Origin of the sequence: Lyngbya confervoides BDU141951, from assembly GCF_000817775.3 — a bacterium.
In the GTDB taxonomy this organism is placed as follows: Bacteria; Cyanobacteriota; Cyanobacteriia; order Thermosynechococcales; family Thermosynechococcaceae; genus Lyngbya; species Lyngbya confervoides.
Window position 1 is genome coordinate 22653 of record NZ_JTHE03000109.1, and the last position, 19268, is coordinate 41920.

The 19268-nt window shown below is 55.7% G+C and carries 16 protein-coding genes; 3 read left to right on the plus strand and 13 right to left on the minus strand.

All coding sequences use genetic code 11. From position 1 onward, the window contains the following. Positions 1–33: 33 nt before the first annotated feature. From QQ91_RS19375 to purL, 5 genes are read right to left on the minus strand one after another with little or no spacing between them, the layout of a single operon-like run. Positions 34–1590, minus strand: a complete 1557-nt coding sequence (locus tag QQ91_RS19375; protein ID WP_166277571.1) for an MFS transporter — start codon at positions 1588–1590, stop codon at positions 34–36. A 3-nt stretch (positions 1591–1593) separates the two neighbouring features. Continuing rightward, positions 1594–2481 (minus strand): DNA repair protein RecO, encoded by an 888-nt coding sequence (gene recO, locus QQ91_RS19380; protein ID WP_166277573.1) that lies wholly within the window; start codon positions 2479–2481, stop codon positions 1594–1596. After that, complete coding sequence (gene deoC, locus QQ91_RS19385) at positions 2478–3158, minus strand: deoxyribose-phosphate aldolase (protein ID WP_166277575.1); 681 nt, start codon at positions 3156–3158, stop codon at positions 2478–2480. The genes recO and deoC overlap by 4 nt, the downstream gene beginning before the upstream one ends. A 6-nt stretch (positions 3159–3164) precedes the next feature. Beyond that, complete coding sequence (gene purF, locus QQ91_RS19390) at positions 3165–4679, minus strand: amidophosphoribosyltransferase (protein WP_166277577.1); 1515 nt, start codon at positions 4677–4679, stop codon at positions 3165–3167. 50 nt (positions 4680–4729) lie between these two features. After that, positions 4730–7090, minus strand: coding sequence for a phosphoribosylformylglycinamidine synthase subunit PurL (gene purL / locus QQ91_RS19395; RefSeq protein ID WP_166277579.1), 2361 nt, complete (start codon positions 7088–7090; stop codon positions 4730–4732). Between the two features lie 194 nt (positions 7091–7284). On the opposite strand from purL, the gene QQ91_RS19400 reads away from it, so the two are divergent. Then, positions 7285–8658 (plus strand): J domain-containing protein, encoded by a 1374-nt coding sequence (locus QQ91_RS19400; protein ID WP_166277581.1) that lies wholly within the window; start codon positions 7285–7287, stop codon positions 8656–8658. 140 nt (positions 8659–8798) lie between these two features. On the opposite strand, the gene QQ91_RS19405 is transcribed toward QQ91_RS19400, so the two are convergent. From QQ91_RS19405 to QQ91_RS19415, 3 genes are all read right to left on the minus strand, one after another. After that, positions 8799–9761, minus strand: coding sequence for a 30S ribosomal protein S1 (locus QQ91_RS19405; RefSeq protein ID WP_166277583.1), 963 nt, complete (start codon positions 9759–9761; stop codon positions 8799–8801). Positions 9762–9979: 218 nt separating this feature from the next. Then, on the minus strand, positions 9980–10483 hold the full coding sequence (gene nrdR / locus QQ91_RS19410; RefSeq protein ID WP_166277585.1) for a transcriptional regulator NrdR: 504 nt from the start codon (positions 10481–10483) through the stop codon (positions 9980–9982). 112 nt (positions 10484–10595) lie between these two features. Then, positions 10596–10949 carry a DUF4342 domain-containing protein gene (locus QQ91_RS19415; protein WP_166277588.1) on the minus strand — a complete coding sequence of 118 codons (354 nt, stop codon included), beginning with the start codon at positions 10947–10949 and terminating at the stop codon, positions 10596–10598. Positions 10950–11048: 99 nt separating this feature from the next. Here QQ91_RS19415 and cofG point away from each other — a divergent pair, with 99 nt between their 5' ends. Continuing rightward, the gene (gene cofG, locus QQ91_RS19420) at positions 11049–12089 is read left to right on the plus strand and encodes a 7,8-didemethyl-8-hydroxy-5-deazariboflavin synthase subunit CofG (protein WP_166277591.1); all 1041 of its coding nucleotides are present in this window, start codon (positions 11049–11051) and stop codon (positions 12087–12089) included. Here the strand turns inward: cofG and QQ91_RS19425 are convergent. Beyond that, on the minus strand, positions 12070–12855 hold the full coding sequence (locus QQ91_RS19425) for a hypothetical protein (protein WP_166277594.1): 786 nt from the start codon (positions 12853–12855) through the stop codon (positions 12070–12072). The two genes, cofG and QQ91_RS19425, sit on opposite strands and share 20 nt — an antisense overlap. Before the next feature lie 328 nt (positions 12856–13183). Here QQ91_RS19425 and QQ91_RS19430 point away from each other — a divergent pair, with 328 nt between their 5' ends. Next, positions 13184–13984, plus strand: coding sequence for a hypothetical protein (locus QQ91_RS19430; RefSeq protein ID WP_166277597.1), 801 nt, complete (start codon positions 13184–13186; stop codon positions 13982–13984). Between the two features lie 88 nt (positions 13985–14072). Here QQ91_RS19430 and QQ91_RS19435 read toward each other — a convergent pair whose 3' ends face one another. The 4 genes from QQ91_RS19435 to rodA form a co-directional block, all read right to left on the minus strand. Next, positions 14073–15728: a dipeptide ABC transporter ATP-binding protein gene (locus QQ91_RS19435; RefSeq protein WP_166277600.1), complete on the minus strand. Its 1656-nt coding sequence runs from the start codon at positions 15726–15728 to the stop codon at positions 14073–14075. Continuing rightward, complete coding sequence (locus QQ91_RS19440) at positions 15725–16516, minus strand: ABC transporter ATP-binding protein (protein WP_166277603.1); 792 nt, start codon at positions 16514–16516, stop codon at positions 15725–15727. The genes QQ91_RS19435 and QQ91_RS19440 overlap by 4 nt, the downstream gene beginning before the upstream one ends. After that, positions 16506–17807, minus strand: coding sequence for a branched-chain amino acid ABC transporter permease (locus QQ91_RS19445; RefSeq protein ID WP_166277606.1), 1302 nt, complete (start codon positions 17805–17807; stop codon positions 16506–16508). The genes QQ91_RS19440 and QQ91_RS19445 overlap by 11 nt, the downstream gene beginning before the upstream one ends. A gap of 123 nt (positions 17808–17930) precedes the next feature. After that, complete coding sequence (gene rodA, locus QQ91_RS19450; RefSeq protein WP_166277609.1) at positions 17931–19205, minus strand: rod shape-determining protein RodA; 1275 nt, start codon at positions 19203–19205, stop codon at positions 17931–17933. Between the last annotated feature and the right edge of the window lie 63 nt (positions 19206–19268).

Below are 19268 nucleotides of genomic sequence, written 5' to 3' on the forward strand. Positions count from 1 at the left end.
GACTCCATGCCCTGACCTAACCGAGAATTTGGGCTAGGAACTTGCTTGCGTACGGGAAATATACCAGTTTATGAACCCGGATGTCACAGCGAGTCCCGTTAATCCCAGGAAGACTGACTCAAGACCAAACCAGGTTTCTGCCAGGCCAGCCAGGGCTAGGGGCAGGCTCAGGGCAATATTGACCAGGTTATTCTGAAGGCCGAAAATCTTGCCGCGCATGTATTCGGGCGTTTTTTCCTGGATGATGGTTTGCATGGGAACTCCCACTAAGGCCGCTCCTGACCCCAAGCCAATGAGCAATATCAGGGTGAGGGAGAGGGACCGGGTGGAAAAGGCTAGCCCAGCTAAAGCGATGGCCAACACAATTGATCCGGAGAGGCTGAGAATTTTACGGGGATAGCGATCGCCCGCAATGCTCAAAAAGATCAGTCCCAGCGCCATGCCCACGCCGCCGGCAGCCAGTAAAATACCAAACTGAGAGGTTTTAAGTTCCGGCAGAATTTCTGCAACGCGCACCACCAGGACCGCTAAAGCCGCCAGGATGGAAAACAGCATCACCAGCTGAATAATTGCAGATCGCACCTGGGGATGTTTCCCAAGATAGTCCAGCCCCGCCTTGATATCCTCCCAAACCCCTGCAAAGGACTGGGTTCGAGCCACCAAGCGTTCCTGCACAGTGACAGAACTCACGATGAAGCCAGCCAGGGTGTAGCTGCCCCCAACGAGGATTTCTCGCCCCAGATCGGGATTGCCTCCCCATCGGGTTACCAGATGAGCCATGGTACTGAGCAAGGGATCGCCCGCAGCAAAGCCCAAAATAACCGCAGCCATCATGGTTAGCGTATAGAACGAATTGGCGCTGAGCAGCTGCTCTTGTTCCACAATCAGCGGAATGGCCGCCTGTTCTGCCGGGGCGAAAAACTGGGTCAAGGTGGAAACGAGAAAGGTCATGCCCAGTAAAATCCAGAAGCCCACCGGTATTCCCCACCAGTCCCTAAGGTTGTCCGCCAATCCCAGCCCCACAGGGAGCAGAAAGACCAGTCCGCCGCGCAGAAGATTGGTGAGGACCAGGGTTCTCTTCTTGGGCCACCAGTCCACCATCACTCCAGCGATTGACCCAAACACCACTGCCGGCACCGTAAAGGCAATCATGATCGAAGAAACCCACCCGCTGACGGACTGCCCCTGGCTTTGGTAATGATCTGCAATCAAGGCAATCATAAAGACCAGATAGACCTTATCCGCAACCTGGGAAAGAATTTGCGACCCCCACAGGGTTAAAAAACTGTGATTGCCCAGCACCGGAAACAGCCCCTCGTCGGCCTCTCTGTCGGCCTCTCTGTTGGCCTCTCTGTCGGCCTCTCTGTCGGCCTCTCTGTTGGCCTCTCTGTCGGCCTCTCTGTCGGCCTCTGTCCTGTCAGCCTTTGCCTTGGGAGAAGCGGGGTTTGTCGCAGGGGAATCCGTGTTTAGGTCCACAACCGAGGCCGTTGATTTGTGCAGCAGGGAAACGGGATGATGCTCACCTTTCCCATTGGTGGATTGGGAAACAGAGGCAGAAAAGCTTGGGGAATCATCCGGGGGAGAACTCATGATTCAGGGGAGGGAAGAGGCGGACACGGAAAACAGATGATCAATCAACACTGCCGATTGTATCGGTCGATCAAAGTAGTGCTGAATAAAGCTCCGTAGAATTTGTTCAACCTTCAACAGATTTTGCGGGGAGAACAGAGGATCGCCATGGGGCGAGGTCAGCTGCTGAATATCCCCTTCCCCAAGGCTCTTTAAGATTAACCAGTGTGGGAGCGAAAGCCGGATTAAGTCCGGTTGCTGCTTTCGAAGGCGAGGATCACCTTTACTAGTGTAATCAGATTTTGGACCCTCGGAAACGCGAGTTGGGCGCGGGGGAGAGTGGAAATGCTCTAGGGCTTTCCCCAGCACTACCCCGCCGGCTGCAGGGCTAAAGAAGGCGCCCGCCGCACTGTTCAGGTGGTGGGCATCAATGGGCTGCTGGGTCAAACAGCAATGGGCAACTTGGGGGTTCAGTCCGGCCAGGGTGAGCAGGGTCATAATCCCCAAGAGCAAAAGACTTAAGACCGCTTCTGTGGTTTCTAGTTCGCCCAAAAGATAGAGCATTTGGCGATAAAGTTCGGGCTGCGGCTGCTCACTGAGGGCTTGCCGCAGAACCAGCTCCGCCCAATACTGTCCCACCGTTAGTTTAGCTAGGCTGCGGCTCAGCCCTGGATAGGAGGTTTGAAGGTCTGCCTGGAGTATTTTGTCCAGAGACCGGCCCCGGACCAAGAACAGCTGACTTACCACAAACAAGCTGGTGCGGCCTCCTAATTTGGATTTTGGCTTGCGGGTTCCCGGGGCAACAGCCCGAATCAGTCCACGCTCAGGAGACAGAATACTTAAGAGCCGGTCGGCCTCCCCCATGGCCGTCGACTTCAACACAATGCCTGGGGTGCTATAGGTTAAACTCACCGCTGCTCGTCCTGTCCTTGGACAATTTCTACCCCGCGCGAGGTGCCAAGACGGGTTGCCCCAGCCTGGATCAGCGCGAGGGCTTGATCATAGGTTTGGATGCCGCCCGCGGCCTTAATGCCGACCCGGTCGCGCCCTACCTGGTGCAGGATTTCCACATCGGCTACGGTGGCTCCTCCAAACCATCCGGTACTGGTTTTGAGAAAGGCCACCCCCGCATCCATGCATACCTCTGCCGCGAGACGTTTTTGCGTCGGTGATAAACGAGCCATCTCCAGAATCGCCTTCACGGGAACCTGGGTCGCCTCGCAAATTTGCGCCACTTCTCGATGTAACTCATCCAGGCGCTGATCTCGCAGCAACCCGAGGTTAATCACTAAATCTAGACCGCCAGCGCCCAGGTCCACGGCTTCTTGGGCTTCGTAGAGCTTGCAAGCTGGGGTGCTAAAGCCAGAGGGAAAGCCCACAACTGTGCACACTTGAACCTCGGACGGGTGCAAAAGTTCCACTGCCTGGGTCACATGGCAGGGAGCCAGACAAACCGCCGGGAACCCATAGCGGTCGGCAGCTCCGCAGAGTTGTTCAATGTCCGCTTGACTGGCAAAGGGATCAAGACAGGTGTGTTCAATGTAGGAGGCAACGTTGAAATTAGCCCCTAACTGAGTTTGAGGTGCCATCTCCCCTTAAACCGTCGACTCTAGCATCAGCTTTGATCGCTTCAAAGGCTCTGGAATTGCAATGGGGTAGTCCCCGGTAAAGCAGGCAGAGCAGAAATGATCAGGGTTCTCTCCCGTGGCGGCTAGCATCCCCTCCCAGCTTAAATAGTAGAGAGTGTCGACATCAATTTGGCGGGCAATTTCTTCCACACTTTTTGTGGCGGCAATCAGATGATCTTGGCTGTCGGTGTCAATGCCATAAAAGCAGGGGTGATTGACCGGGGGAGAAGAGATGCGCATATGAACCTCAGTGGCTCCGGCCTCCCGCAGCGCCTTGACAATTTTACGGCTGGTGGTGCCGCGCACAATGGAGTCATCAATGAGGATGACTCGTTTGCCGCTGAGCACATCGGGCAGTGGATTAAGCTTCATCCGAATGCCCTGTTCTCGCATGGTTTGCGTCGGTTGGATGAAGGTCCGGCCCACGTAGCGATTTTTAATGAGTCCTTCGGCATAGGGAATGCCTGAGGCCTGGGAAAATCCAATGGCTGCCGGAACGCCAGAATCCGGGACTGCGATCACCAGATCAGCCTCCACCTGGGATTCTTGGGCCAGGTATTTCCCGAGCCGCAGACGATAGCTATAAAGGCTTTCCTCGTGCATATGGCTATCGGGCCGAGCAAAGTAAATCATTTCAAAGATACAAAGCTTAGGATTCGCTGCGGCAGCCCACAACTGCGACTGAATTCCCTGCTGATCAATCCAAACCAGTTCCCCCGGCAGGACGTCGCGCAGATAGGTGGCTCCGATAATATCTAAGCCGCAGGTTTCCGAGGATAGCGCGTACTGCTGCTCCCCCTGCTGGCCCTTCGAGGGCAGCGTCCCAATCACTAAGGGACGGATGCCATGGGGATCGCGGATACCCATCAGGCCCTGGGCGGTACCCAACACTAAGCTAAAGGCCCCTTGACAATCTTGACAGGCAGCGATCGCCGCCTCGGGCCAGCTTTTATCCTGATTCACCTCCTGGGCAATTCGGTGAGCGATGAGCTCTGAATCCGTGGTGGTTTCTAAGTTCAGCCCTTCTTGGACCAGATGGTCCCGCAGCTGCAGCGTGTTGACCAGGTTGCCATTGTGGGCTAGGGCAAGCTTGCCCCGCGCCGTTTCAACAATAACGGGCTGCGCGTTGGACACTCGACTGGTGCCAGTGGTGGAATATCGGGTATGTCCAACGGCGATGGATCCGGGCAGATGCTGCAAAATGTCTTCGTCGAACACCTGGGAAACCAGTCCCATGCCCTTGTGCCCAAAAAAGGTGCCCTCTTGAAAGGAGGCAATGCCCGCAGACTCCTGACCTCGATGTTGCAGGGCAAACAACCCAAAGTAGGTGAGCTTGGCCGCCTCCACCTCCGTGCCAAAAATGCCAAAGACCCCGCAGGCCTCCTCAGGATGATCGGCCAGCTCTGGCTGACCCTGATTTCCTGGAGCGACCGCCGCTCCTTCAAAACGATGATTGGACAGAGCAGAATGGAGTCTGGTCATAGTTTTTGTAGAAACATCTGGATGGAGCGGAACCCAGCGGTGCAGCAGCCCTAGGAGTCCCTAAGCAGTTTTTGTTCAATGGCCTGGGACCAGCGTTGGGTCATCGTATCAATCTTAACCTTGATTAAGCTGAGGTTATCGTCCGTCTGGATCTCTAATCCCGTCTCCGGTGGACAGACCGTTCCCAGCCTCTGCCATTGGCCGGACAGATGATTCGTAAGATCGGCCTCCCATTGCGCTTGATGCTCAGGGGCCACAGAGACCACAATTCTGGCTCCGCCTTCACCAAACAGGGCTCGATCCCAGCGCCAGGAGGTCGCCCTTGGCGACGACAGTTGAATTTGGGCACCCCGTTGGCCCGCGATGCATGACTCTGCCAGGGCCACGGCTAATCCACCTTCTGCACTGTCATGGGCGGACCGGATCCACCCCCGTCTGATGCCTTCGCGACAGGTCTGTTGAACCTGTCGCTCTAAATCAAAATCAACCTGGGCCGGGCGTCCAGCCACGGTGCTGTGGATGGTGGCCAAATATTCCGAGGCTCCCAGGGCCACCGAACGCTCGTCGGTGCAGTGGCTGGGTTGCCCCAGTAGATAAATGAGATCCCCCACGGTTTGCCAACCCTGTCCGCAAATTCGTTCTAAATCCGGTATCAACCCCACCATGCCCACCACCGGTGTGGGATAGATGGCGGTGGGCTGGCCCTGGCTATCCAGGGTTTCGTTGTACAGGGAAACATTCCCCCCGGTCACGGGGGTATTCATCTGGCGGCAGCCTTCGGCCAAGCCGCGGCAGGCCTCCGAGAGTTGCCAATAGCCCACCGAGTTTTCTGGACTGCCAAAATTTAAATTATCGGTCACGGCCAGGGGGTCTGCGCCAACGCAGCTTAAATTTCTGGCGGCTTCAGCCACCGTGGCCTTTGCCCCTTCCACGGGATCGAGGTACACATAGCGCGCATTACAGTCCAGGGTTGCCGCCACGCCTCGACGCGACCGGGCCACTGCGCTTGGCGGCTCTAGGGGCCGCAGACGCAAGATGGCTGCATCTCCTCCTCCTGGACCTAGCACGGTATTGTTTTGAACCTGATAGTCATATTGGCGATAGATCCACTGCTTAGAGGCAATGGAGGGAACCTGCAACAGTGCCAGTAAAATGTCCGACCAGGGTCTCACTCCGCTGGGGCCCTGAAGCCCTTCTGGACGGGAGGGTGGCAGTTGATCGGGAGTCCATTGTCGGGCGGCCTGGATATAGTCGGGTGGAGTAGAAAGGAGTTCGCGATGGTAGAGGGGCGTATTCTCCGAAAGGGCTGTAGCGGGGATCTCGGCAGCAACATTGCCTTGAAACCGGATTCTCACAATGGGATCGGCGATGACCTCTCCAGCTACCACGGCTTGGAGCCCCCAACGATGAAAAATTTCCATCAGCTCGGGGGCTTTGCCCTGCTGGGCGACGAACAGCATGCGCTCCTGAGATTCTGAGAGCAGATATTCGTAGGGCGTCATGCCTGCTTCCCGATTGGGAATTCGATCGAGATCGAGATCAATGCCCAATCCGCCCTTAGCGGCCATTTCTGCTGTCGAGCAGGTCAGTCCGGCAGCGCCCATGTCCTGAGCTGCCACTACATATCCGGTTTTAAAGGCCTCCAGACAGGCCTCAATCAGGGATTTTTCTAAAAAGGGATCGCCCACCTGCACCGCGGGGCGATCGGCTTCGGAGCGATCGCTGAGTTCCGCGCTAGCAAAGCTGGCTCCGCCCATCCCGTCGCGTCCTGTGGTGGATCCAACGTAGAGCACAGGGTTTCCAACACCCGCCGCTCCGGCTTTCACAATCTCGTCGGTTTCCATCAGACCGAGGGCCATGGCGTTGACTAATGGATTTCCCGCATAGGCGGGGTCAAAATAGACCTCTCCGCCAACGGTGGGAACGCCGACGCAGTTGCCGTAGTGACTAATGCCTGCAACCACTCCATGGACCAGTCGCCGCGTTTTGGGATCGTTGAGATCTCCAAACCTCAAAGAGTTGAGCAGCCCAATGGGACGGGCACCCATGGTAAAAATGTCGCGTAAAATTCCGCCGACACCGGTGGCGGCCCCCTGAAAGGGCTCGACGGCTGAAGGATGATTGTGAGACTCCACCTTGAAGGCCAGGTGCAGCCCTTCTCCGAGATCAACAATGCCTGCGTTTTCTCCTGGACCCACCAGAATGTGCGGGCCTTGGGTCGGAAACTGCGTTAAAAGGGGACGGGAGTTTTTGTAGCAGCAGTGCTCGGACCACATGACTCCAAACATGCCCAATTCGGCTCGATTGGGATGCCGCCCGAGTCGTTTTACAATATCTTGATACTCTTCAGGGGTGAGCCCTTCTGAAGCAATCTCGGCTGGGGAGCAAGGGGAGGACTGGGGGGTCGACATCTGAATCCTATTAGCGGTCCAGGCTCCTATTGTACATGCCCGTTGTGAAGGCTCCTAGGGAGTTGTGAAATCGGTCGGAGGGTGAGGATCTGATCCTCATGATGGCTTCACCCCACTGGATCCTGGAGCCGAGAAGGGCCCCCGTGAGATAGATTAATCTCAATGGCTGTAATTTGCTAGCGGTTGGAGACTCAATGACAGATTCGCCTGATTACTACCAAGTTTTAGGGGTTGCGAGAACGGCCACTCAGGGCACCATTAAGCAAGCGTTTCGCCAGCTCGCTCGCCGGTACCATCCGGACCTCAATCCCCATAATCCCAAGGCTGAAGCCGCGTTTAAGTTAATCCAACAAGCCTACGATGTCCTGGGCGATCGCCGTGAGCGTCAGCTATACGATCGCCTCCAGACCTTCTCCAATCCCTCACCCGCTTGGCGATCGGAGACAATGGATTCGTCCCAGGACCGCACGGCCCTGGCAGATTGTCAAAGGATTTATTCTCTGGGTATTCAGCTGGCCTCCCAGCGCAAGTATCAACTGGCCAACCAGCGCTTTACCCAAGCGATTGAACTAAAACCCACCTTTGTTGAGGCCTATATGGGGCGCTGCCAAGTGCGCTATGTGCTGGGAGACGATCGCGGCGTTCTGGAGGACTGTAATCAAATTCTGCAACTTCAGGCAAAGGTTCCCCAGGCTCACTATTATCAAGGGCGGGCAAGGCACCGCCTCAATTCTGTTGAGCATGCCATTCAGTCTTACTCCAAGGCCATTCACCTGGATGAGAACTACGCTGCTGCCTACTTTTATCGAGGGTTGGCCCAGGCGGATCTCCAGGCTTATCCAGCCGCCCTATCCGATCTAACCCTGGCTTCCCAACTCTACCGGTCCATGGGAAATCAGCAGGGGGTCGAGCGGGCCGAATCCCAGCTAAAGCGGCTACGGCAGCAGTCCTCAACCTCTCCCATCCCGGAATTCAAGGGATGGCGGAGCTTGGTGGGCCTATTGATCAATCCCACCGGGATGCTTCAGCCTGTCTTCGACTCCCTGAGTTCGCCCCAAGCCACCCAGCTTGGCTTAGGAATGGGGGCCCTGGCAATTCTGGCATTTTCGGTGGGCCTCAACGTCCTTTGGCCGCCTTTTTTACAACTCACAAATCCCTGGCAATCGCTTTTCTTAGGAGGATTGGCATTTCTCGTTCTTGTGGTGGTCAGTGGCTTGGGATCGATCTTATTTGGGAATCGCGGAGGAAATTGGAGTGGAGATATCTACCTGAGCGGTTTGACCTTGATGCCCATCGGTCTGGGATTTTTACTGGCAAGTCCCATGATTCAGGTATTTGGACAACGGGGACTAGGGAGTTTGGTGCTGATGATCTGTGCCCTCAGCACCCTGATTTTCTACAGCGGTCTCACGCAACTCAACCGCCTGACAGAACCTCAGGCCACCGGGACAGCCCTGGTGGCGCTTTTGCTCGGATCCTGGGCCACTGAGACGGTCTACCGACTTTTGATTGCTGAGTCCATCTCCCGGTTCATGACGAGGTTGATGACGCTTGCTGGAGGAGGCTAAGGAGAACAGCGCAGGCTTCGCCTTGCGCCTCCGACCTTTTGCCCTTAGCAAAAGACCTCCTCCCCATCCTTGCAAGTGGATGGAAAGGAGGCACAATTTGTCAAGAACCAGCTGATACCCCGCTGATCCACCGAACTAGTTTAATCAGCCGTTGCCATCATGTCGGCATCTGCTAGATCCGCGCCCACTTCCTCGTTCCCCTGGGCTTGGGCCGCTAGCTGCTGACGGTACCGCTCGGCCATTTCTTCAGCCCTTTCGTAGACGGTTTGCGGATTTTTAACCATGTCCCCAGGCTCGGGCTCAAGCTGCTTGGTAGACAGGGAAATGCGACCGCGCTCTGCATCAAGGTCAATGATCATGACCTTGACCTCATCGTTGACGTTGAAGACGCTATGGGGCGTATCAATGTGGTCGTGAGAAATTTCCGAGATGTGCAAGAGGCCACTGACCCCGCCAATGTCAATAAAGGCGCCGTAGGGCTTAATGCCGCGCACGGTTCCGATGACCACCTCACAGACTTCCAGTCGATTCATCTTGCGCTCTACCAAGGCGCGACGATGGCTCAGAACCAGGCGGTTGCGCTCTTCATCCACCTCCAAAAATTTGAGGGGAAGCTGCTCGCCAATGAGATCCTCCTTGGCGGAGCGAGTGCTGATATGGGAGCCAGGAATGAAGCCCCGTAGACCCTCAATGCGAACCAGGGCGCCTCCCCGGTTCGTGGCAAAAACGTCGGAGCGCACGGTTGCATCTTCAGTCTGCAGCTGTCGAACCCGTTCCCAAGCGCGCATGTACTCAATGCGACGAATGGAGAGGGTGAGCTGACCGTCTTCATTTTCATCTGCCAAGATGAAAAATTCACGGGTCTCGTTGGATTGCAGGACTTCGTCTGGCGCCTCGATGCGGTTAATGGACATCTCCTGAATGGGAATATAGGCGGCAGTTTTTGCTCCAATGTCAATCAGGGCACCCTTTGGCTCGATACTGAACACCGTTCCAGGTACGATATCACCGGGGTTAAAGTGATAGTCATATTGATCCAGTAAAGCCGCAAAATCCTCGTGGGTAAAACCAATATTTGGGGTAAGTGTTTCCTGATTGACCATACTAAAGTTTCCTAAATTACCTCTTGGTAGTAATGAATGCCTCCTTCTATCGTTAGGTACTGACCTGAACTAAAGAAGTAAAAAGCTGTTTACAAACGCAGACGTGATCAAGGTGGCGATTTCGCAACCGATCTACAATGATAGCCTAAATCAGTAAGGGGTAAACTCTGATTCTTGATTCACCCCTTGATTCAAGGTATGGAGACGGAGAGAGTTTCCTAGGCAGGTGGTGTGGGTTCCAGGTGGGAAGGCAATGGCTGCTGCTGCAATCGCCGCACCTGCAGGTCGTTGAGGGTGTTGACAAAATCTCGAATTCCGCGAAACTGGCGATACACTGATGCAAAGCGGACGTAGGCTACCTCGCTCAGGGGCTTGAGCTTTTCCAGGACGGTTTCTCCCAGTTCGGTGCTGGTGACCTCGCGCACGGCCCGCTGCTGCAGTTCGGCTTCGATATCATCCACTAGTCCCTCAATCAGCACCGCATCGATCCCGGTTTTTTCGCAGGCGGTGACCATGCCGCGCAGCAGTTTCGATCGATCAAAGGACTCGCGCTGTTCGTCCCGCTTGATGACGGTGATGGGGACAAATTCAATGCGCTCATAGGTGGTAAATCGTCGGATACAGTCTAAACATTCGCGGCGGCGGCGAATGCTGCGTCCGCCCTCCGCAGATCGCGACTCGATCACTCGGCTATTGCTGTGCTGACAAAATGGGCATTGCATCTGGATTGTTTTCCCCCCGGTGGATCTCGTTGGCGACGCGACTCAACCCGATGTTATCTTTCCCTCTAAGGTACGCTATTTCTCCTCTGGGCTACGGTGGATGCTCTGGGCCTTAGGGCTCTGTTTTTTCAATGACAACTGTAAGACGCGCGGCCAGCAGACCCACCCCCGCTAAAACGGCGACGAAGGGAAATAGAACGGCGGCTACCGTGCCACCGATGGCGCCAAGGGTGAGGGGCAGCTCGAAGAGCACTTTCTGGTCTTGGGTTTTCACGACGATGCGCCGAATATTTCCCTGGGAAATTAGATCCTGTAGCTTGCTCAGAAGCGTATCGCCGCTGATGGTGAATTCCTCAGTGCGGGCAGAGCTCTGGGACTCGACCGTTGTGTAGTCGGCATTCACGGTGCTGGATCCGGGGTCCGAGTTCAGGGGATCAGAATTTGGGGGAGTCGGGCGTTCGGTCATGGTGAGAGTCTCCTGACGTTGAGCGGTTCACAGCGATGGGGAGAACCGGGAGCGCTATGGTAAAAGCAGAGTTTGTCCCGGTTCCCTCCATCTTGACATATGCCCCTTAAAAACAGGCGAGACGTCCCCGGTGTGATTACCTACAGTCCGGCATTCACGCTGGTGCCCACCTATGAATGTTTTAATCGCTGTACTTACTGCAATTTTCGTCAAGACCCCGGTGGCTCTCGCTGGCTGAGTTTGACCGCTGCACAGCAGCAACTGCAGCAATTCCCCGCCGGATCCCTTTGCGAAGTCTTAATCTTGAGCGGTGAGGTTCATCCCCGCAGTCCCCGACGCCGTTCCTGGGTTGATCACATCTACCGTCTCTGTGATCTGGCCCTATCCCTTGGCTTTTTACCCCACAGTAATGTTGGCCCCCTAACGGTGGGGGAGATGGAGCGCCTGGCTCGGGTGAATGTCTCCATGGGACTGATGCTGGAGCAGATGACGCCCCGCTTGATGGAAACGGTGCATCGACAAGCCCCTAGTAAGCGCCCTGACCTCCGCCTCGCACAGATCCAGCAAGCAGGGCAACTGGGAATTCCCTTTACCACTGGACTGCTGCTGGGCCTCGGAGAAACGCCTGCGGACTGGCGGGACACTCTCCAGACCATCGCTCAGGTGCAGCGGCAATGGGGCCACATTCAAGAGGTGATTTTGCAGCCCTATCAGCCGGGGAGCCGCGAAGTCCGGGGAGCCCCTGGATTTTGCGCTCAAGATTTGGTGTCTGTGGTGGAGCTGGCCCGGGACCTGCTCCCGGAGGAGATTGCCCTGCAAATTCCGCCCAATTTAATTCAGGACGAGGCACTCCTAAGGCGCTGCCTCCAGGCTGGGGCTACGGATCTCGGGGGGCTAGGGCCAATTGATCAGGTCAATCCGGACTATCCCCATCCGCACCTGGGTCGGCTGGAGCGGCTCTTGGATCAGTGGGGGTTTCAACTTCGACCCCGTCTACCGGTTTATCCGCAGTTTGAATCGCGGTTACCTGTGGCGCTGCAGAGGGCACTTCAGCCTTGGAAACAGCAGTTTGCGGCCAAGGGGGTAAGCCCGTCCCCCTCCGCCTTGCCGAACCAAGCGCCTAGCTTTCGGGGAAGGTGATGCGAAACTGTCCATTGTGCTGGATGATTTTGCCTCCTAAGTCCTGGATTTGCTGAACCGCGATCGCTCGAGTTTTATCGTCAATGGCTCCGGCCAGGATATTAAACCAGGCTGCCACGCGAGCATTGCGGCTGTCGGGATTGGTGGCTAGGAACTCAGCCGTGGCGCGCGATCGCGCTGCAATAGCCTGATATTCGGGATCCTCCGATTGGCTGGCCCATTGGGCTGCATTGAGATAGGACTGACGCGCCGCCTGGGGATCTCCGAGAAAGAGCAGTTCATCCGTTGCTTTAGACTGCCAGAGAAAGTATGCTTCTGCCTGGAGCGCTGGGGGCATGGCCTCGATGCCCTGACTCAGGAGATCAATGGTTTTGGTGGGATTCCCGGCAAAAAGAGTGACCGAGGAGGATAGGTAAGGATACATGTTTAGAAAGAGCGGGTCTCGCTCCACCACCACCTCAAAAAAATCTGGAGACACTGGGTATCCCGTGACGGCGCGAGCTGAGTCATCCCCAAAGTACTGGATAAAATTTAAAAAAGCCCAGTTGGCAACGAGATTGTCATAGCCCAAGCTGGGCAAGTTCTTGAGGAGCGTCACGCTGGTTTTAATCTGGCGTTCTTCGCGCCGATAAAACTGTTGAGTTTGGGGCTGATTGGCTGCCTGGGCCTGAAGTTTTTCACGCTGCATGGTGACCACCCCCAGCCCTGTGCACAGCGCGATCGCCAACGCAAGGATTTCATTCCCGTTTAAAAGTGGACGTTGCATGGTTCGATTGAGTCCATCCCGAAGTCATCCCGGCTGCTGCTACCGGAGGCATTGATGGTTTTAGTATGGATCGTTCATTCCAAAAACTTTCTTCTCCTTTGCCCCTAGCCGCCGCATCCTCACGAAACAGGCGGCGGCCCTGTCAAGGGGCGCTTACATTGCAATTGTTGTCAATTACTGTTCCCGCCTCGATCCCTGTGGTCTACTACTAGCAGTGTGCCCTGGGACTCGTCAATGTCCTGTTTGGGGTCTCAGGCTTCAGCGGTGCTGACCTGGAGACTTTGGAAAATGGCTGCCTTGGGGCACGGTTGAAAACGGGCGGACCGCTATGATAACTTTCTCCCTCACCTTTGCAACGGCCTTAATGTTTTCCGGACTGTTGGTGACCGGCTTAACTCTTTTGCCTCGGTTGGGGGCTGCGGGTAAAACAATCTTGCAGTTTTGTACCTATGCTCCGGGCCTGGATGCACTCCTGGCCTGTTTAATCTGGATTCCTTGGGTGGTGAGTGGCATGGGGGTTGGCTGGGTTGGCTTACTGGCGACCGTAGCCGCCCAGGTGGTCACCATGCAAGCCTGGATTGTGATCCATGAGCTGATCCATCGACCGGCTGCTCAAGGTCCACGTATTGTGGGGTTTCTTAATCAGCGGTATGGCTGGTGGCGCAATAACTTAGCCCTGTGGGTGACCTCGGTGGTGCTTCCGGTGTTCTTTTTAATCCGGTTTGCAGAACTTCTGCTTTATCCTTGTTTGGTGGTCTTGCTCGACTTCCGCCGCTACGATCATCGAGAGTGGGTGAGCGTGAGCCGCCAAAAATTTGAGGGGCTGGTTGGCCATGATTTGATTTGGTGCCTTTACTGCGACTGGATGACGGGGGTGTATTCCCTGGGAGCTGAAATGCTGCGCAATGTGGAGTCATTTTGGTGCCCTATTCGTTTTTACGACGGTAAGAAGTGCGAGAACTGTCAGCTGGATTTCCCTGATATTGCCCAGGGGTGGGTGGGCACCGATGGCTCTATGGCAGATGTGGTCAAAGTCTTAGAAGACAATACGCCTCGCGATCAACCCTGGAGGTGGCTCAGTCATCCAGATCGCTCATCGCGGGCCTCTTCCGGGTCTGAAAAGGGTTAATCAAAATCTCGCCCCATTTGAGGGGCAGGGCCACTTAGATTAGCGGGTAACGGCCCCTCCCCTTGTCCTGTTCTGCTTTGATTTTCCCCTAGCTCAGTCGCGCCAGGAGGGGGGCTGCCTGGATCAGACTCTGGGTATAGGGATGTTGGGGAGTTTTAAAGATTTCTGCTGTGGGTCCAATTTCAACGATTTTGCCCTGATGCATGACGGCAATGCGATCGCAGAAAAATCTGGCGACCCAGAGATCGTGGGTGATAAAGATATAGGTGAGCTGCCGTTCTACCTTCAGGGACTGCATCAAATCCAGGACCTGGGATTGAATACTGGCATCCAGCATACTCACGGGCTCATCACAGATAATCAGCTGGGGCTGGGTAATGAGCGCCCGCGCGATGGCAACGCGCTGAAGCTGTCCCCCGGATAGATCGGAGGGGAGACGATGCACGTAGTCCTCCGCGGGGGTGAGCCCCACCCGCTCCATCAGCTTTTTGGCCTCTATGATCGCCTGATCCCAGGATTGGAGGCGATGGATCAGCAAGGGTTCGGCAATGCTGGTGCCGATTTTCATCATCGGGTTCAAGCAGGCGCGAGGATCTTGAAAAATCATCTGAATTTGACGGCGCATCTCCCGCAGCCTCTGGCCGCGCAGATCGGTCAGTTCAACGCCCTTAAACTGCACGCTGCCTGACTTGGGGCGTGCGAGCTGGAGGATAGTACGAGACAAGGTACTTTTCCCACAGCCGGACTCGCCCACCAGCCCCAGGGTTTCGCCATTGCGCAGGGTGAGATCAATTTTGTCCACTGGCCGGATAATGCTGTCTTTTCCAGCGAATAGTCGAGCCAGGAGATTGGCCTCCTGTACGTAATATTGCTCGAGTTGGGTCAGCCGCAACAGGATGTTTTCCTCCCCTGGAGGATGGCTGGGATCAAAGGCTTCGGCGGTTTCCGTTTGTAAATGCAGGGCCGACTGCAGCAGCGACTGGGTATAGGGATGCTGGGGCCGGGTCAAAATTTGGTCCGCTTTCCCCAACTCCACCATTTGACCCTGGTACATGACCGCAACGCGATCGCAATATTCACTCACCAAGGCCAGGTCGTGGGAGATCAGCAGGAGCCCCATCTCCCGATCTCGACACAGGCGGGTCAGTTCCTGCAGGATTTGAGCGGAAACAGTAACATCCAGGCTGGTGGTGGGTTCGTCGGCAATCATCAGCTTGGGACCCAGGAGAAGGGCCAAGGCGATCGCCACCCGCTGGCGCATGCCGCCGCTAAATTCGTGGGGGTATTGGGTCCAGCGATCGCCGGGGATATTGACGGCCTTGAGGGTGTCGAGCACCTTTTTTTGCGCGGCGCCGTGGGATAGGGCTGGCTGATGAACCTTTAAGGTTTCAAGGCAGTGCTGTTTAATGGTCATCAGCGGATTGAGCCGCGTCATGGGGTCTTGGAAAATGTAGGCAATTTCCTCGCCCCGGAACTGGGTTAACGCGCTTCCAGAAAGGTGGCGAATATCGCGCTGGTTTAGGGTGCAGCGGCCCTCGACCCGGCTTCCCTTGGGCAGCAGATGCATCAGCGTCCGGCCCAGGGTGGATTTGCCGCAGCCCGACTCCCCCACCAGCCCCACGCACTCTCCTCGGCCCACGGTCAGGCTGAGTCCCTCAATCGCCCAGGTGGGGGAGGCCTCAGACTCTGATCCTAGAGGATAGGCTACCGATAGATCCTGAACCGAGAGCAGCACATCACTCATGGCGTTTGACCTAAATAGGCTTCCAAGACTTTGGCATCGGCTTGCACCTCCTCCGGTGTGCCAGTGGTGAGATTTTGCCCCTCGGCCAGCACCCACACCTGGTGGCACAGGGACATAATCACATCCATATTGTGCTCAATAATTAAGAAGGTAATGCCTTCCTGGTTCCAGCGAACAATGTGATCGCAAATATCCTCAATGAGTTTGGGATTCACCCCGGCTGCTGGCTCATCCAGCAGAATCAGCTTTGGATTGGCCATCAGTGCCCGTGCCATCTCCAGGAGCTTGCGCTGCCCCCCTGAGAGAGATCCAGCATAGGCGTGAGCCATATGTCCTAACCCCACGGTTTCGAGCAAATCCAGGGCTCGGGCTCGCTGAAGCTGCTCCTCTTTCACAATCTTGGGGTGTCTGGGGCGCAGCCAAACATTGCGCAGCCGTTCGCCGGTCTGCTGTTGTACGGCCAGCAGCATATTTTCTAAAACCGAGAGCCGCGAGAGGACCCGAGCCACCTGAAAGGTCCGCACCATGCCGCGCTGCGAGATTTGGTGGGGCGCAAGGGTTTCAATGCGTTGCCGATCAAAGATAACCTGGCCGCTATCGGGCTGGATGAAGTTGCACAGCAGGTTAAACAGGGTGGTTTTGCCCGCTCCGTTTGGGCCAATTAAGCCCACAATCTGACCGGTCTGAACATTCAGGTGGACATCTTGAACGGCCCGTAAGCCTCCAAAGGACTTACTCAAATGCTGGGCCGATAGGAGTGCCGTGCTGGAAACAGCGTTAGCGACCAAGGGTTAATTCCTCCTTCTTGCCAAGGATGCCCTGGGGTCGCCAGATCATCAAAACAATCAGCAGCAGGCCAATCACCATCACCCGAAAGGCACCGGCTTGGTCGCTGTTTAAGGAGAGGGCGGGTAGGAGAAAGCGCGTTAAGGAGTCGTAGGCCCAAAAAATTGTGGCCCCCAACAGCGTACCAACGTTGCTGCCCGATCCTCCCAGGACCACCATGATCCAGGCGTTAAAGGTGACCAACGGGATAAAATTGTCGGGATTGATGTAGGTGAGATTCCAAGCAAAAAACGCCCCGGCTAATCCCGCGATCGCGCCCCCCAGCATGAAAGATTGCATTTTGTAGCGAAATACGTCCTTCCCGAGGGCTTTGACCACGGCTTCATCCTCTCGCACCGCCTTTAAGACTCGGCCCCAGGGCGAATGGACGAGTTCTTCTAAGCGCCAGAAGACAAAGGCAACCGTGATCACCAGCAGCCACATTAATCCCACCTTGTAGCTGTAGTTAAATATGAGCGAAACCACCCCGGCCAGGATCACCATCCCCACCAACCCCACAAGGGCTGTGACGCTGGCGCGGGTCACAAACTGTCCCCAAGTGGATCGTTGAAATGCTCTTTGGGGATCTCGAAACTGACTGAAGACACAAGCACTTCCGCCACTGATGGTTACCAGACTGAGCAGCAGGAAGACGAGATTGACCGTGACCCCCAACCAGAAAAAAAAGGTGGTGGATCCCACCATGATCAGCCAGCTGCCAAACCCGGAACTGATCCGCAGCCGCGATCGCACCGGTTGAGTCTCCAGGGTGTTTTGGGCCTGATCCACCATCCAGCGCCAGAGTAGCCAGGTGGAAAATCCGGCAATCCCAAGGAGCACGAGGGCCATACCGTACCTGATCCACAGGTTGGGGTCAAAACTTTCCAGGGGGAGGGGATAGTTGTAAACCCCCTTGGTTCCGTTGGTAATGTCTTCTTCGTTGAGGGCAATGAGGCGCACGACCTCCGAAACCCCAATGGTGACAATGGCCAGGTAGTCTTCTCGGAGTCTCAGGGTCGATAGGCCAATGATAAAGCCCAAGATCGCAGCCAGAATCATGCCCGCCCCAACCGCCAAGATCAGCGGGACTCCGGCCCGACTGAGCAGCACCGTGGTGTAGGCTCCCACTGTCATGAAGGCCACATGACCAAAGTTGACCAGTCCGGTGAATCCCCATTGCAGGTTAAGGCCTAAGGCAAAGAGCGCAAAACTGGCGGTCAAAATCGCAATGGATGAAACAAGGTAATCGACCATACAGGCAGGCGCAGGCGTCAAAGCGTAATGATTGTACCAGCTCTTGCCAAGGAGAACCGCGTTTATTTTCAACGGCGGTAACCTGTGGGCACTGCCGAAACTCCAGAGGTCATGCCACAGACGCTAAAATCGTTTCACCTGTCGATGGTTGGCCACGGACTCGGCGAGTCCCAAGGCAATGAAGTTGGTTAACAGCGCCGATCGGCCATAGCTGATCCAGGGTAGGGGAATCCCGGTGACCGGGGCTAACCCAATGGTCATGCTGATATTCACAAATACCTGAAAAATCACCATGGATAAAATGCCGATGCAAAGTAACGATCCAAAGTCGTCCTTGGAGGTGCGGGCAATCATCACCAGTCGCCAGCAAATCACCCAAAATGCGACCAGAATCGCCACACTACCCACATAGCCTAGCTGCTCACCAATGGCTGAAAAAATAAAGTCGGTGTGCTGCTCTGGAATAAATTGCAGCTTGGTTTGGTGTCCGTTATTTAACCCCTGGCCGAAGAGTCCTCCTGACCCGATGGCAATGCGAGACTGGATCAGGTGATATCCACCCCCGAGGGGGTCTTTTTCCGGCTCAATAAATAAAATAATGCGCTCCTGCTGATAGTCCTTGAGCAACCCCCAGGCCTTCTGGCCGAGAAAACCAGCCAGTCCGTTGAGACTTACGGCGCTGATGGCTGCAAAGATTTTGTGCTTAAAGCTGAAGGCTGCTACGGAGGCCAGAAAAAAGGCCCACCCACCATAAATCTGATATTTCAGGGGCTCCTGAATTGGAATATTCGATAAAATTACGGAAATCAGGGGGCTGAGGGCCAAAAATATCCAGCCGAGTTTGGCCCTGGCCCAGTACAGCATGCCAATGCTCACAGCCCCAAACACCAGGGAGGTGCCCAGGTCGGGCTGAATGAGGACCAAGCCCCAGGGAAGGGCAATAATGGCCAGGGTGCGAAAGATAGAAACTAGCTTGTCGGCTCGCCAGTGCTGCAGCAGCGCGGCGAGGGAGATAATGGCCCCTACTTTGGCAAATTCCGAGGGCTGCAGGTTAAATCCGCCCACAGAAATCCAGCGCTGGGCGCCTAATTCACTGGTGCCGATGAAGACCACCAGTAACAGAGACAGATTTGTGAGCAGATAGAGAATCCAGTGCCAGCGCAGAATCAAATGGTAGCGAAATCGCGCCAGCAGCAAGGCGATACCAATGCCCACTAGCCCTGTCACCCAGTGCTGGACCCAATCGGTCCAGCCGCCCCGCAGTTGGGTGCTGCGAATGAGTAATCCCCCCAGGAGGGTGAGGGTTACCACGACGCCAAACAAAATTTTATCCATGCCTTGCCAGGGCTGGATCCAGGCTTTCCACTGCTGAAATTTAAAGGGCGATCGCCGCAGCATGGTGACCCCAGTGACAATAAAAATGGGTGAGGGAAGGGCAGCGCCTGATCCAAGCGCTGTTCA